Source organism: Filimonas effusa, assembly GCF_004118675.1.
Taxonomy (GTDB): Bacteria; Bacteroidota; Bacteroidia; order Chitinophagales; family Chitinophagaceae; genus Filimonas; species Filimonas effusa.
Map to the genome: position 1 here is coordinate 1,679,844 of NZ_SDHZ01000001.1, position 15,747 is coordinate 1,695,590.

At 45.4% G+C, this 15,747-nt stretch carries 10 protein-coding genes; 9 read left to right on the top strand and 1 reads right to left on the bottom strand.

Annotated features, from left to right (window positions below):
* Positions 1-11: 11 nt before the first annotated feature.
* Positions 12-2,735, bottom strand: a complete 2,724-nt coding sequence (locus ESB13_RS06255) for a putative LPS assembly protein LptD (RefSeq protein WP_129002154.1) — start codon at positions 2,733-2,735, stop codon at positions 12-14.
* Between the two features lie 70 nt (positions 2,736-2,805).
* Here ESB13_RS06255 and ESB13_RS06260 point away from each other — a divergent pair, with 70 nt between their 5' ends.
* From ESB13_RS06260 to ESB13_RS06300, 9 genes are all read left to right on the top strand, one after another.
* Complete coding sequence (locus ESB13_RS06260) at positions 2,806-3,753, top strand: N-acetylmuramoyl-L-alanine amidase family protein (RefSeq protein WP_129002155.1); 948 nt, start codon at positions 2,806-2,808, stop codon at positions 3,751-3,753.
* 133 nt (positions 3,754-3,886) lie between these two features.
* Positions 3,887-4,852 (top strand): N-acetylmuramoyl-L-alanine amidase family protein, encoded by a 966-nt coding sequence (locus tag ESB13_RS06265; RefSeq protein ID WP_164974111.1) that lies wholly within the window; start codon positions 3,887-3,889, stop codon positions 4,850-4,852.
* A 137-nt stretch (positions 4,853-4,989) separates the two neighbouring features.
* On the top strand, positions 4,990-6,000 hold the full coding sequence (locus ESB13_RS06270) for an MlaD family protein (RefSeq protein ID WP_129002157.1): 1,011 nt from the start codon (positions 4,990-4,992) through the stop codon (positions 5,998-6,000).
* A complete protein-coding gene (locus ESB13_RS06275; RefSeq protein WP_129002158.1) occupies positions 6,000-7,628 on the top strand; it encodes an OstA-like protein in 1,629 nt (542 codons plus the stop codon). Before ESB13_RS06270 ends, ESB13_RS06275 begins: the two co-directional genes overlap by 1 nt.
* Positions 7,629-7,754: 126 nt before the next feature.
* The gene (locus ESB13_RS06280) at positions 7,755-8,501 is read left to right on the top strand and encodes a DeoR/GlpR family DNA-binding transcription regulator (protein ID WP_129002159.1); all 747 of its coding nucleotides are present in this window, start codon (positions 7,755-7,757) and stop codon (positions 8,499-8,501) included.
* 317 nt (positions 8,502-8,818) lie between these two features.
* Positions 8,819-11,938, top strand: a complete 3,120-nt coding sequence (locus ESB13_RS06285; RefSeq protein WP_129002160.1) for a SusC/RagA family TonB-linked outer membrane protein — start codon at positions 8,819-8,821, stop codon at positions 11,936-11,938.
* Positions 11,939-11,958: 20 nt separating this feature from the next.
* Complete coding sequence (locus tag ESB13_RS06290; protein ID WP_129002161.1) at positions 11,959-13,620, top strand: SusD/RagB family nutrient-binding outer membrane lipoprotein; 1,662 nt, start codon at positions 11,959-11,961, stop codon at positions 13,618-13,620.
* Between the two features lie 29 nt (positions 13,621-13,649).
* The gene (locus ESB13_RS06295) at positions 13,650-14,423 is read left to right on the top strand and encodes a DUF4397 domain-containing protein (protein WP_164974112.1); all 774 of its coding nucleotides are present in this window, start codon (positions 13,650-13,652) and stop codon (positions 14,421-14,423) included.
* A gap of 21 nt (positions 14,424-14,444) precedes the next feature.
* Positions 14,445-15,374, top strand: coding sequence for a fasciclin domain-containing protein (locus ESB13_RS06300; protein ID WP_129002163.1), 930 nt, complete (start codon positions 14,445-14,447; stop codon positions 15,372-15,374).
* Positions 15,375-15,747: the final 373 nt, after the last annotated feature.

The following is a 15,747-nucleotide window of genomic DNA, read 5'->3' on the forward strand; positions in this document are numbered from 1 at the left end:
TGTCTTAATGTTTATTGCTCTATAGCACTATAGAAACTTCTGGACCTGTTTATTTTCAGGTCACGTAATATGCCCGATTTAGGGTTCAGCACTATATTAAAGCTCTTTATAGGTCCTATAGGTGTAACATTGATAGATAGTTGCCAGCAGTGCATTTCACGGGTAATATACATGGTAACGCCTTCTAACTTGGCCGTTCTTACATCGTAGAAAAAGCTGCCCCCCATCTTCCACTTGGGTGTAAGACTGAAATCGCCGCTAACATTAAGATTCGTATTGATCTGTGTGACATAGCTTCTATAGTCAGCCGATCTTTGCCTGTTGAAATTAATAGACAGAGAGGTTTGTACAGACCATGGAATATTGAAGTCTACGAATTCCGCCGGATTGGCTCTAACATAGTCCAGCTGTCGCTGCTGTTCGTCGGGCGTCATCGTCTGGTCTACAGGCATACGGCTTTTATCAGATCTTTGATCTGCCGCCTTGCTTTGAAAAGAAGAGGATATAACAAGGTTCCCACCGGTGAAACGTCCCAGGCTACCCTGTTTCCATAACAGTTTGTTTATACGATCTCCTACGGAATCTACCGCATAAGGATCAATACTTGCCCCGCCTGTAATATTGACCTTTTCAAACAAAGTACTACGAAAAGCAATACTTACCGGAGACCAGTTCATACTATCCAGGAAAAAGTTATAACCCGTATTAAAACTTAAACCGTCAATAAGTTTGATCTTTTTATATGGGTCGTCGCCAGTTGTGTCATTTTTGTTCCTCTTTTTCATTTCGAAGAGGTTGTCAAATCCGAAATTAAAGCCACCAAAACTGCCTTCACTAAATCCGCCGACGACACTGCCTTCAAACCTGGAAATCCTGATCTTTTTTCTGGCGGTAGAAGTATCTACCTGTAAAGAATCATAAAACTGTTTTACCAGGTCGGGCTTATAGTTGATGCTGAAAGTAGGTTTTATCTCATGCCGTAGTTTGGTATCCTTGCCCAGGTTAAAGGTACCGAAGATCCTGGTGTTGGTAGACATGCCAAAGTTCACCTCCCGCGCAGCAAAGAAACCACGGCTGATACGGGTTTCAACGGTATCTCTATCTGGATTCCATCTTCTCAGGATCTGCTGGCCATACCATTTTTCGGAAAAAGAAATGGAAGGAGAAAACAGAAGCGGCCCCACTGCCGGTAATGTTAAGCTGATAGGCACACTATGCTGTGCTCCCCATTGGGTTGTATCCAGCATCCGGGCAAAATTAAATGCAGTATCATAGAAAGCTACCTGGTTCAACAGGTTGCCGGTATAGGAAATACCCAGTTTTTCATACCATTTAGCAGTACCCACTGATTCCTTTTTTTGAAAAGGATAGAACGTATTGGCAGTGAAGTTAACCGTAGGAAGCGTTACGTTCACCAGACGCTGGTTATTATTCTGGCTATGGTTGGCGCTGGTTGTTAAGTTATACTTCCCTTGTCCCCAGGTCTTACTATAAGTGATAGATGAGCTCAACTGGTTCTGGAAGTTCTGGTAAATATTGTTGGTCACATAATCGTTATACCTGGTGCTTCCCGCATTCACACTGGCCGAAAAACTGGTTCCCGGCCGCGCCCTGGTGTCTGTACTATGGCTCCAGTTGATAAGAAAGCTGGTATACTTGATAAATTCGTTACTCTGGGCAGTGGATGTATTTACCAGCTTGGTCTTTTGAATGGTCAGGTTCAGGTTGCCCGAATATTTATACCGCTTCATGTATTTGGGATTCACAAATAACGCCCATCCGCCATAGGTATAAAGATTGGCCCTTGTAGTTACATCCCAGTTGTCATTAATGACCTTGTAATATCCCAGTCCTTCCAGTCCAAGCCCCGCACTCTGGTTGGTAGCAAACTGAGGCGCCAGCATACCGGAATGCCGTCCTTTTACCATAGGATAAATACCGAAAGGAATGGCTACAGGCATAGGCACCCCTTCAAACTCAGGGAAAGCCGGCCCCGACACTGCAAACCTGTCGTTAATGATCTTTACCCGCCTGGTACGAAATGCAAAGTGAGGCGTATCGAGGTTGCAGGTAGTCATACGCGCCCGGAATGCAAACGCTACATCCTTATCCATCCGTTTCAGCGTCTGCGCCTGCACATACATCTCACCCTCCTGGAAATAAGAGTTTTTCGTAAGCCCCCTGCCCGTCTTGACATTATATTTAATGGTGTCGCTGATCGCTTTCGACTGCCCCTGTGTCATAGTAGGCAGATTCAACGGATTACTACTGGTATCCTTTCCGCCATATGCCTCCATTACCTGCGATTGCTGATCGTAATGGATCACATTTGCTTCCAGCTGGTTGTCCTGGTATTTAACAACAGCCTTATTATACAGGAAGAATTGTTTTTTGGGAATACTGATGATAGCAGAATCTTCAGCAGTATAATCTACAGGTGCATCCAGCGTATCCTTCGACATCGGAATGGAATCAATACGTTGCCATAAAGTATCGCCGGTAAGTGAATCAATGGTAAACCTGACAGAATCAGTGATGAGCTTTACAGAATCGCCTGCTATTTTAAACCTGGCAGAATCAAGGGATATTTTGCCGCTGTCGATGACAGATGCAGGAGGTTTAACGGGAGCAGCAGGTCTTACCTGCGCCTGAACAGCCAGCGTTGTAAATAACATGAACACGAAAACAGACCAGGCTGTAATACAATTTATACTAACTTTACAACGTTTGTTCATAATTTAAGGTGGACAAAAATAGGGCTTAAATACAAACGAGTTGTGAAGAATACCCTAAACAAAAAGTAATATGTTCAAAAAAGCTTCCCGGTGGTCATATCTTATTTTTTCTTTTGCATTCCTGGTTTCGTTTACCACTGTTGAAGCCCCCCCGGCAAAACCGGCGGTTAAAGTGATCATAGTAGATGCGGGCCATGGCCTTCCCGACCCCGGAGCGGTAGGCGAAGAAACCAATGAAGCTGCTGTTACACTTGCGGTGGCGCTAAAGCTGGGTAAACTGCTGGAAGAAGCATTACCAAATTGTAAAATAATATATACCCGTACCGGATCGGGATTACCCGGTGGTTTAAAGGATAAAAACGAAGCCAACCGCCTCAGGGCAAGAATGGCCAATGAAGCCCATGGCGACCTATTTATTTCTATCCATTGCAATAGCGCCGGCAGTGGTTACAAAACCAAGGTAGTAGGCCATAAAACCGAAACCTATTATGTAACCCAGGGCAAAGGCAAAAAAGCAAAAAAAGTAAAAAAGACCCGCAAAGTAGCTGTCACCAAACGTTATAAAGTTCCCGGCACAACCGTAGGAACAGAAACCTATGTATGGGCCGCAGCTAAAAACGACCTGAAAAAGCAATTTGTCGGCAACCAGCACGAAGAAGAAGAAGAAGGCGGTGAACAGGAGCAGGCAGATACGTCCTACAAATATTTTGATTCCCCCGAAGCCAAGATCATGGCTTCTCTCCGTACACGCAAGTATTTCGATAATAGCTGCCTTATGGCTTCTTTAATAGAAGAAGAGTTTGTAAAAGCAGGCCGCCCCAGTCGTGGGGTGAAACAGCGCGACTGGGAGGCTATATGGGTGCTGCAGGCAACGGCAATGCCAAGTATTCTTACAGAATTGGGATTTATATCCACGCCGGAAGAAGAAGCTTACCTGAATAGCACCAAAGGACAGGATGAAATAGCCGCCTGCCTCAAACGGGCTGTTTTAAAGTATAAGGCACAGTTAGAAAAATAAACCTCCCCCCGGAATATACGTTATAAGTAAGTATTTTAACTTATAACTTGCAAGTTCCAGGGAAATTATTCTGGCCGCAGTGTTAACTTTATAAGGAATGATTTGTAAAACAAACAGTTCAACTAATATAGGAATGAAACAACTGGTGGTAATGGTGATGGCATGGGTAATATGCAGTTCTTTTCATGTGAGCGAGCCGCCTGTTAAACATGAATTTCAACGCAAGCCGCTGCAAACTATTGTTATTGACCCAGGTCATGGTGGTAAAGATGAAGGCGCCCCCGGAAAGTACTCGTTTGAAAAAAATGTGGCCTTGGCAATATCCCTGAAGCTGCAACAACGAATAGCCCAGGAAATGCCCGACATCAACATTGTGATGACACGCACAACCGACACCTACCCTTCGCTGTACGACAGGGCAAACCTGGCCAACCAATCAAAAGGTGATCTTTTTATTTCTATCCACTGCAATAGCGCCGACCCTATCCGGCATCGCGAGCTTACCGGGTATAAAACAGTAACCTCCTACAAGGGAAAGGGAAGCAAACGGAGAAAAGTTACCAGCAAGGTTCCCCAATATAAGTACTGGACAGAGGCTAATCCCGCCAAAGGCACTGAAACCTATATTTGGGCCGCACATAAAAACGAGGCTAAGGAAGTAGCTATGCGTGAAAACGAAGCATTGTTCATGGATAGCTCCTCCAGCAAACAAATGCAGGATTTCGATCCCGATTCACCACAGAAACGTATCCTGTATTCCCTTAAAACACGCCAGTATTTCGACCGAAGCGCCAGCCTGGCACTTACCGTTGAAGATGAATTCATTAAAGTAGGCCGCGTTAGCCGCGAGGCACGTCAGCGCCAGGTAGGTATTTGGGTATTACAGGCCACAGCTATGCCTAGCATCCTTGTTGAAACCGGTTATATCTCAAATCCTGAAGAAGAAGATTATCTGAACAGTGAAGCAGGTCAGAACGAACTGGTAAACGCATTGGTAAATGCCCTGAAACGCTACCGGTTTTCATTGGAATCACATGGCGCGCCCTCTCCTAATACGCCGGCTCCCGATTCCATTCCTGCAGCCCCTGCCGGCAACTAATTTAACAACCTGCCCAACCCACGGAAACCAATAACACGTATTTTTGTCCGGTGGAGAGGAAATAATGCCATAACCGGCGTGCAAGTGACGTGCGGCACAATGATTGATTGAGGATATAAACAACCATAAAATACCGGATGAAAGTCGCAAATGAAACCAAAATAGGCGCGTTAACCGTAGTCGCCGTAGCCCTACTGATTCTAGGATTTAATTTTTTAAAAGGAAAAAGCCTGCTCAAATCCGGCAATTTCATCTATGCACGCTTCGATAACACCAAAGGCCTCACTCCTTCCAATGCTGTACTCATTAAAGGTTACCAGGTAGGAAGTATCCAGGACATTGAAGCTGCCGACAAAAGCCTGAACGAGATCATTATCACCATCAAGCTTAACGACAAATACAACATCCCTGATAACTCAGTGGCTGCTATCAAGGCCAACCCCCTGGGTTCACCAAGTATTGAAATAGCGATGGGTGATTCAAAAAATTTCCTGACCTCAGGCTCAACCATCAAAAGCTCCAATAATGCAGGAATGTTCGATGAACTTACAGCCAAAGTAGGACCTGTTGCAGATAAGCTCACTGCCACCCTGGGTTCCCTGGATTCTGTATTGCGTAACATCAATACCGTATTGGACCCCAACACCAAAGGAAACCTTCAGAGTGTAGTAGCTAACCTCAGCAAAGCTACAGCCAGCTTTGTAAGCAGCTCAGCATCACTCGATCAGCTTTTAAACACCCAAACAGGTGCGCTTGCCCAGTCGCTTAATAATGTGAACAGCTTCACCAAAAACCTCGCAGGCAATAATGAGCGATTGACAGGAGTAATGACAAACCTCGAAGAAACTACCGGACATCTTGCCAAAGCAGATATCGACGGGGTAGTGAACAGACTGCGCAGCTCCGTTGAGCAGTTGAATGAAGCTATGACCAGGCTAAACTCTACCGACGGCACGCTCGGCGCCCTGGTTAACGATAAACAGCTTTATAACAATATGAATAATACCGTACGCAGCCTCAACATCCTGATGGATGATCTGCGTGTTCATCCTAAACGTTATGTAAGTTTCTCTGTTTTTGGCAAAAAAGACAAAGGAACGCCGTTAACAGCACCATTGCCTGTTGACACGACCAGTAAAACCAAATAATGAATCGCTTACATCATTTGCTCCTATGCAGCCTGCTCGTAATGACAACGCAGGCGCTTCACGCGCAAAATCCAGTTCATGCAGACAGTTCAGCAGCGAAAAAACTGGTTATAATTGAACACGCGGAGCGTTTTTCTTTTGAGCAGAAAGACACTGCCCAGTTTCATATGGCTGCCGGCAAAGTAAAAATGATCCAGGAAAAAACCGTGTTCTATTGCGATAGCGTAGCGATCAATGAAACCACCAAGGTATTGGAAGCGTTCGGCAATGTTCATATCAACGATAACGACAGCGTACACACCTATTCAGACTATCTGCGCTATAACAGCCGCGACAAAAAAGCCTTTCTGAAAGGAAATGTAAAACTCACCGATGGCAAGGGCACACTAACCACCCCTACCCTCGACTATGATGTAAATACCAAAACCGGTATTTATACACAGGGCGGCAAGCTGGTGAGCGAGAAAAGTGTATTAACCAGCAGGGAGGGCTATTACTATGGCGAAACCAGGGACGTTTATTTCAAGAAGAAGGTAGTGATGACAGACCCGGAAACCACTGTTAAAACAGATACCTTACTATTCAATACATTTACCAGGAAAGCCATTTTCACAGTACCAACAGACATCGTTTCTAAAAACGGCAGCGTAGTTAAAACCTCCGACGGATACTACGATTTCAATACCAAACGCAGCTATTTCGGCAAGCGTTCCACATTAAAAGACAGCACCGGCGTATCACTTATTGCCGATGAAATTGCCAACGATGATTCTACAGGTTACGGAGAAGCCAGGGGACGTGTAATATATAAGGATTCTGTACAAGGCACAACCTTACTGGCCAACAACGTAAAAAGTAATAAGAAAGACAATTCCTTTCTTGCAACGGAGCAGCCCATCATGATCCTGAAACAGGAAAAGGATTCTATTTTTATAGCTGCCGATACATTTTACTCGGCTAAACTGTCCGATCTTATCACCTATCGCTATGTACCCAATGTAAGAGACAGCGGCAGGCTTAACGATTCCATTTTACATGCGCCTCTCGACAGTAACAACAACAGGTTCATCGAAGCCTGGAACCATGTAAGAATATTCTCCGATTCGCTTCAGGCCGCCGGTGACAGCCTCTTTTACTCATTGGGTGATACTACATTCAGGCTGTTCCGAAGCCCTATCGTATGGGCACAGGATAGCCAGGTTACCGGCGATACCATCTATATCTACACGGCGAATAAAAAGCCGGAGCGCATGTTCGTTTTCGATAATGCCATGATGCTGAATAAAGTTACCAAAAGCAATTTCTATAACCAGGTAAGAGGCAGGAATATGAATGGCTTCTTTAAAGAAGGAAATATAGACTTCATGCGGGTGAAGGGCAGCCAGGCAGAAAGCATTTATTATTCTACCGACGAAGAAGACAAGTTTATAGGCGTAAACAAATCTTCCGCAGACCTGATCGAACTCTATTTTGCCGAGCGGAAACCCGACCAGGTAAAACTGATCACAGCCGTAAAAGGTACCTTATACCCTATGAACCAGGCAGATCATGAAGGCCTGAAGCTAAGAGGATTTAAATGGCAGGAAGACCGCCGTCCAAAAACCGGCCTGTCCTTATTTGGCAATTAACACAATGCTTTTCTCCAAACAATTAGCCTCTTCTATATTGAGAAATATTTGTATTATTGACGCTATAATCGACTGCAAAAAGGAGGTCCTGCAACTAAATCCGGGGCCTAAAAACAGAGGAAGACTATGTTAAAGAAGGAACGCCATGCGTATATCATGCAACAGATCAACATACACAATAAAATATTGTCTTCCGATCTGTGTGTACAGCTGAATGTTTCTGAAGATACGATACGCAGGGACCTCCAGGAACTTAGCGAAGAACATAAGCTCATTAAGGTCCACGGCGGCGCCCTTAGCAATTCCTTCCATTTTACATTACAGAACAATAACATCTATTCTCTTCCCGAAAAGAAGATCATTGCCCATAAAGCCGCCCGTTTGATCAAAGACGGCATGTTCATTCTTTTATCCGGCGGATCTACCATCCGCGAACTGATAAAAGCGCTCCCGCTCGATCTCAATGCCACCTTCATCACCCCCAGTATCCCTACAGCACTGGAATTAATGAACCATCCGGGGATCGAAGTGATCTTTGTAGGTAATAAACTCCTTAAAAGCGCCCAGATAGCCGTAGGTGCCGACGTAATACAACGTTTATCCGAGATCAGGGTCGACTACTGCTTCTTAGGCACCAACAGCATTGACATCCATAACGGCATTACCGATCTTGAATGGGAAATCATTGAAGTGAAACGCGCCATGGTAAGAGCAGCGCATAAAACCGTTTCGCTGGCAATATCGGAAAAGCTGAACAGCGTTCAACGACTTCAGGTATGTCCGCTTTCTGAAGTACAGATCCTCATCACCGAACTGCAACCTGCAGAAGCACGGTTACAGCCCTTTAAAGAGGCTGGTCTCGAAGTATTATAAGATCCAATCTTTTGAATTTTCCCGGCTTTCAGACCCTGTTTTTAGGAAACTAACAGGCTGGTGGCTATTTATTGCGCGCTAAAACTGCTTTTTTTTGCAGCTTTTCGATATTTTTTTCCGCGCTTTCCCGAAAAAAATTGTTGGAGTTAAATAAAATTGCTAACTATGTATTAGAAGGGATTTAACATACTGTTAATAAAAGCCGTACCGATTCTTTTTTTGCAGCTTTTTGCGTTTTTAGCCTGTAATGAAAAATTACCCAAGTTACTGTAATACCGGGTTCACGATTTAAACTGTATTCAAACAAACAAACTGATATGAGAAAAAGTGCTCGTTTCACGGCAGTTTTGCTTTTGCTGCTATTTACTCTCTTCCGCTCGTTCGGCCAAACCGGGACGATATCCGGGACCATTACATCGGCAACGGATGGAGCTCCGTTAGACGGAGTAACCATCACCAACAAAACAACCAATAAAAGAACTATTTCCGACGGCAGTGGTCGTTTTACCATCACCGCAGTAAAGGGGCAGACCCTGCTGTTCACATTTGTAGGTTATACCAACCAGGAACACCTTGTACAGGAAACCGGCCCGCTTAGTATAAAACTGGCAGGTGACGGTAAAGGCCTTGGCGATGTGATAGTAACCGCATACGGCGTAAAGCAAAATAAACGTTCACTGGCTTACCAGGCACAGGAAATTGCCGGCTCCGACATATCAGAAACACGACGTGAAAACTTCTTTAACGCACTGGCAGGTAAAGTTGCCGGCTTAATGGTAACACCATCCAATGGCGCCCCAGGCTCCTCAACTCAGATCATGTTACGTGGCGCTACTTCACTCGACGGACAAAACTCTCCGCTGATAGTAGTGGATGGCGTACCTTACGATAACCAGACGCTTAACCAGGAAAACATTGTCGGCGGCGGCGCCAACCGCAATACCGACTACGGCAACCGTGCTATGGATCTCAACCCCGAAGACATAGAGAACATGGTAGTACTGAAAGGCCCAGAAGCAGCAGCCCTGTATGGCTCGGATGGCGCTTCAGGCGTTATTATCATTACTACCCGCAAGGGAGCAAAAGGTAAAGCCACTATTTCATACGACAACTCTTTCAAATGGGATAAGGTTTACCGCTTCCCTGAAATTCAAAAAGAATATGGACGTGGCACCAACGGCGTAAATGATGATTTGGCAACCCTTACCATCAGTTCTATTTCATCGGTTCCATTATATAAATACTTCGGCGCCAGATATGCACCGGGAACAAAGCTGTACGATAACATGCATGCATTCTTTAAGCCTGGCTTTACCCAGAATCACAATCTTGGTGTGGAAGGCGGTTCAGAAAGCGCAACCTACAGACTGTCTACCAACTACCTTAACCAGGATGGCGTTGTTCCCAATACCAATTATACCAAGTACTCCGCCCGAATGAACGGAAGTGTGAAGATCTCCAGTAAAATGAACCTGAACACCTCCATCACCTATACCAACTCAAAAAACAAAAAGGCGCCTAAAGGAACAGGCAGTTATTTTCTGACGTTATTAACTTTCCCTGCCGATGAGGACGTTACTGATTATAAAAATGCAGACGGCTCACGTAAGATAGCCGGCTCCAGTGGAACAACCGAATTCGACAATCCATTCTGGGATGTATACAAAAACTCCCTTAACGATAAACTCGATCGTGTAACAGGTAACCTTAATCTTAATTACGATCCATTCCCGTGGATGAATGTAGGATTAACATCAGGCCTCGATTACTATAGCCAGATAGGCGACTGGTTCACCCACCCGCAATCCCGTACAGGTATTACCACAGGAGGTTACTACAACGTTTATGAACAAAGCACGCGCAACGTGAACAACCAGGTGAAACTGCTTTTCAGAAAAAAATTCGGTGAATTCAATAACACCTTGCTGGTTGGCTTCAACAATGAATCATACCTGACCGATATTCAATCACAGGACGGAAGCCGGTTATACGAACTGGAATTCAAATCAATCAACAACACGCTGCTTTCTTCACGTAATTCAATGTCTACTACAAGACAGTTCAGGAAAGCAAGGTTCTTCGGTAATTACACATTAGGTTACCAAAACATCTTATACCTGTCACTCGCAGGATCGAGAGAAGGTAACTCTACTTTATTGTCTTCAAAAGTTGACAAAACCCCCTGGTACAATTTCGGATCGGCGTCTTTAAGCTTCGTGTTTACCGATCTTAACGCCTTGAAAAACATACCATGGCTCAATTTCGGCAAGGCGCGTTTCTCATACGGCACTACAGGTAAAGGTCCTGTAAACCCTTATAAGATAGACCCCAGCTTTATTGCTTCTACATTTACAGGAGGCGGTTATTCCTTATCGGTAAACGGCTCCAACACCGGCCTGGTACCTGAATTTTCAAAAACGCTGGAATATGGCGCTGAATTCAAGTTATTCGACAACAAGCTTTCTCTCGATATCACCCGTTACGAAACACGCAGTACCGATCAGATCATGAATGCGCGTTTAAGCTATGGAACCGGTTATGTTCAGAAATACATCAATGGCGGTGAAGTAACCAATAAGGGTATAGAGATCCTCGCAACATTTGAACCTATCAAATCACGGAATTTCTACTGGCGCACAACACTCAACTACGCCAGGAACCGTGGTACGGTAACACAGATGCCAGCTAATCTGCCCACTTTCTATCAGTCCGATACCTGGGTAGCAGGTAACCTCCGTTCACAAATGTTTGAAGGCGCCGCCAACGGCAACCTCGCAGGTTATACCAATGCACGCACTACCAAAGGAGAATTACTGATCAATCCTTCAACAGGTTTACCTACTAATAACGGCGATTTCGTGACAGTAGGTAACAGGCAGCCAGACTGGACCGGCGGCTGGATCAACAGGTTTGAATACAAGGGCTTTTCATTAAGCTTTACCCTCGATATCCGTCGCGGCGGACAGGTATTCAACGGTAACGAATTCCTTTTATATCACCTCGGTTTAAGCGCCAGATCAGTAGATCGTGATAAGCTCGTTGTTTATGATGGTGTATTATCAGACGGAATGCAGAACACTGCTACGCCTACCACTAATAAAATTACGGTTAACCCGCTTACAATGGAAAGCTACTATTCTTCCGTTGCAGCTAACCCTGAATCAGCTTTCATAGAAACAGTGAACTGGGTGCGTTTGAGAGATCTTACACTTGCTTACGACTTTCCGTCCAAATGGCTGAAAAAGCAAAGCCTGATCTCTGCTGCAGGAGTATTTATCACCGGCGTTGATCTGCTGATGTTAACCAACTATTCCGGTGCCGATCCTTCCGTAAGCGTCAACAACGCTTCTTCCAGGGGATTCGGTGGAGCTGGTATAGATTACGGTTCTCTTTCAACTCCAAGAGGTGTGAACTTCGGTTGCCGGGTTAAATTCTAATCATAAAATCTTTAAAGTATATGAAATTAAAATATAAAATATTCGTGACTGTGTTGCTGGCTGCGTTTGCAACTACCAGCTGCAACAAGTATCTCGATGTTAACTCAGACAATTCCAACCCGCAAGATCCCGATGTGTCATCCGTATTCCCTACCCAGTTGGGTAACATACCACGTGGCCTTCAATATGACGCACGTTATGTAAGCAGGTTTATACAAAATTTCGGATCGGCGAGTTCAGGCAGTACCACCGCCATCAACTGGGACAAAATGGGCTTCCAGTCTGCCTCAGACGTTAACGGTGACATCTGGCGTATGACCTACTATGGCTTAGGAGCAAACCTCAACTATATTATAACCAAAGGAATAGCGAACGGTCAATGGGATTATGTTGGCGCCGCTTACGCATTAAAGGCCATGAGCTTCCAGTACACGACAGATTATCATGGCGATATCATTTTCAAAGAAGCCTTCCCGGCAGATGAAAACCAGGTATTTTTTAAGTACGACAACCAGGAAACCGTCTACGCCGGTGTTGATTCTCTTTGCCGCATGGCGCTGACATACCTGTCACGTACCGACTACAATCCAAGTGTATCACGCTTATCGAAAGGCGACTATGCCTATGATGGCAATGTAGACCGCTGGAAAAAGTTTGTTTATGGATTATTGGCAAGGAACTTCCATCGCATTACCAATAAAGCTTCTTACCAGGCTGATAGTGTGATCAAGTATTGCGATCTGTCGCTTGCAAGCGCACAGGATGATTTTGGTATTCCATTCGATGCACAAAAAAATGACGATGCCAACTTCTTCGGGATCTTCAGGGATAACCTCACCTTGTTCCGCCAAACCAATTATATCGTTAGCCTGCTCGACGGAACTACGCTTACCGGCACCACAGGCGGCGCCAATATCGACCCCAGGATGAAGCATATGTTGAGCCGCTCTGCCGATAGCAGCGGTACCAATAACGGAGGTTATAAAGGTGTTGTAGTGGGCGTAGGCGACCCGCAGTACTCCTCCCTGGGCACCAACCGTAAAGCAGTGCCTACACCTTTTGGCGACAGCATCTATGTTATTACCGCCGGCAATTTCTCCGGGTCACAAGGTAAATACCTGTTTGCCAACAAAGTCGTCATGCCCATCATGACTTCCGCTGAGATACAGTTTATGAAAGCCGAAGCCCTTTTCCGCAAGTCGGACAAGCCTAAAGCGCTTCTCGCTTATCAGGCCGGTATCAGGCTGCACTTCGACTTTATCAACCGTACCAGCTGGCCACGCGGCAATACGCCCCTCTTCAATGTTACCGCCATTTCACCGGCCGAACGGGACGCTTACATGGCCAGCGCCAATGTGAAGCAGATTGCCGATTCACTTACGCTTTCCGATATCATGCTTCAGAAATACATCGCATTATATGGATGGGGTTTCTTTGAAACATGGGTAGATATGCGCAGGTATCATTATACCGACCTCGATCCCAATAAAATTGAACAGGGCATCCAGGTTTACAAGAACCTGGTGTTACCCACTTTTGCAGCAGAAAATGCAGGACGGCCTGTTTATCGTGTGCGCCCCCGCTATAACTCAGAGTACATCTGGAATGTGGAGGAACTAAGGAAAATAGGAGCCATGAACGGCAACTATCACACCTATGAATGCTGGTTCAGTCAGCCTTAACATTTTCATCATCAGAAAACGAACTACTTATGTACTCAAAAATATTTTCGGGATTACTGGCAGCCAGCTGTATGTTAATGCTGGGATGTAAGAAAAACGAATTCAGAACCAACGAATATGTAACCCCTAACGGGAAGGCTTTTGTAAAAGTCGCTTACTTCTCCCCCTACTTCGCAGCGCAACAAGTGCAGGTGTACATCAACGACGAGCGGGTAAGCAATACGATCACTACAAATCATACGCCCTTTCCCGGCGGTGGTTATAATACGGGAGGCAACTCCGACAACGGCTACCTGTCGGTGCAGCCCGACTCCAAAGGAACAGCCAATATCATGTTCGCTACACCCAGTACCGGCACCTCCATTATCGCGAAAGAACTCTTCCGCGTATCGGTTCCCGTTACAACGGGCAAAGAGCAAGTGGTATTCATATGCGATACAGCTGCCAATACAGCGGCATTTACAGTAGATGTAGATACCGAAAGACCTGATTCGGGATACGCACGCTTTAATTTTGTTAACTGTATCCCTAACTCCGGCCCTATCGACTTCTATTATGCCGATAGCCTGGTTGCCAGCAATATTCCCTACAAAGGATCAAAAGCTTTTGTAAACCTGCCCCTGAAAGCAGCTCCTGTCCTGAAAATGTGTCAAACAGGAACTACTACTATAATAGGAGCAGCTTACACGTTCACAAATATCGGCAACCAGAAAATATATTCCATGTTAGGACGTGGTTATGCAGGCATTGCATCCACAGACGGCCAGAGAACGCCCAAGGTATCATTGGTAATTGTGAAATAAATATCCATAAACTATTCAGGTATGAAACGAGTAAAATCAATATATATACATCTGTTATCGGCTGGTTTGATAATGCTGTCACTTAACAGCTGCAGCAAAGACGATGACAACACACTTCCCATTAATACACTGGAAACGCTTGTAGCGCAGGATAGCAGCCTCAGCATTTTTAACGCAGTTCTCAAGGAAACAGGTTTAATCACCTTTGCCCAGGGACCTGGCCCGTTTACGTTCTTTGCACCCAGTAACACTGCTTACAAAAAATATGGCATCAACTCCGTTGCAGATGTTAAACTGGTAAACATCGATACCCTGAGAGTGAATACCACCTGGCTTATCGCAGCAGGTTCCCGGACATCGGATGCACTTATAGGGAGCGGACTTACCATATCAACACAGGTGGGTTCCTCTATTTTTGCCCAGGCCTACAACAACGATGTTTATTTCAATGGACTGAAGGCAGTAAAAAAAGATATCAGCGCTTCCAATGGAACCATGTTCGTATTGGATTCGTACATGGCGCCTACAGTAGGATCAACCAGCGTTACGTTAGGCCGTTATTCCGGCAATCCTTTCAAACTGTTCCTGCAGGCGGCAACCAGGGCTTCCTTAACCAGTACCAGTACCGGTATCAATAAAACCACCACTACCCTGTTTGCGCCCACCAATACTGCTATGCTGGCAGCGGGTTACGATTCCGTGACCATCAGTAAAACAGCTGTAGCAACGCTGGCAAACCTTGTTAAATATCATACGATAGGGGCTGTTAATTTCAGGTTTGCCCTGCAAAGCGCCGCCTATAAAACAGACCAGGGCAATGCTGTTACTTTAAATATGTCCGCAGCCACTCCTACCGTTACCGGGAGAACAAATACTGCCCAGATCATTAGTTTCGATCAACCAACCAATAACGGAGTGATTCACGCTATCGATAAGGTGCTGATTCCTTAACGGATCCGGAGCGCCATTGTAGAAATCCCCCCAAAACGGCCGTATCACCCCTGTGATATGGCCGCTTTTCATTTTCCGCACCCTGTACGCCACAGCATACCACCCCCATATCACAGCATTCCACCCCCATATCACAGCATTCCACCCCCATATCACAGCATACCACCAGCATATCACAGCATACCACCAGCATATCACAGCTATCATACAGCTATATCATCGCTATACGATAGCTATACCATAAGTATAACTTAATCACACCTGAATCGCAGTAACATCGCACGTGCATCGCACTTGCCTGCCACGGTCCTGCCCCGGTCCTGCCTTCGGTCCCGCCCCGGAAGGCCTGCTTTTTCTCACTGAAACCTGCCGC

Coding starts and splice junctions, on each gene's coding strand:
- ESB13_RS06290 (WP_129002161.1), top strand. CDS start 11,959: ATGAAATTAAAATATAAAATATTCGTGACTGTGTTGCTGGCTGCGTTT.
- ESB13_RS06255 (WP_129002154.1), bottom strand. CDS start 2,735: ATGAACAAACGTTGTAAAGTTAGTATAAATTGTATTACAGCCTGGTCT.
- ESB13_RS06295 (WP_164974112.1), top strand. CDS start 13,650: ATGTACTCAAAAATATTTTCGGGATTACTGGCAGCCAGCTGTATGTTA.
- ESB13_RS06270 (WP_129002157.1), top strand. CDS start 4,990: ATGAAAGTCGCAAATGAAACCAAAATAGGCGCGTTAACCGTAGTCGCC.
- ESB13_RS06275 (WP_129002158.1), top strand. CDS start 6,000: ATGAATCGCTTACATCATTTGCTCCTATGCAGCCTGCTCGTAATGACA.
- ESB13_RS06260 (WP_129002155.1), top strand. CDS start 2,806: ATGTTCAAAAAAGCTTCCCGGTGGTCATATCTTATTTTTTCTTTTGCA.
- ESB13_RS06285 (WP_129002160.1), top strand. CDS start 8,819: ATGAGAAAAAGTGCTCGTTTCACGGCAGTTTTGCTTTTGCTGCTATTT.
- ESB13_RS06265 (WP_164974111.1), top strand. CDS start 3,887: ATGAAACAACTGGTGGTAATGGTGATGGCATGGGTAATATGCAGTTCT.
- ESB13_RS06300 (WP_129002163.1), top strand. CDS start 14,445: ATGAAACGAGTAAAATCAATATATATACATCTGTTATCGGCTGGTTTG.
- ESB13_RS06280 (WP_129002159.1), top strand. CDS start 7,755: ATGTTAAAGAAGGAACGCCATGCGTATATCATGCAACAGATCAACATA.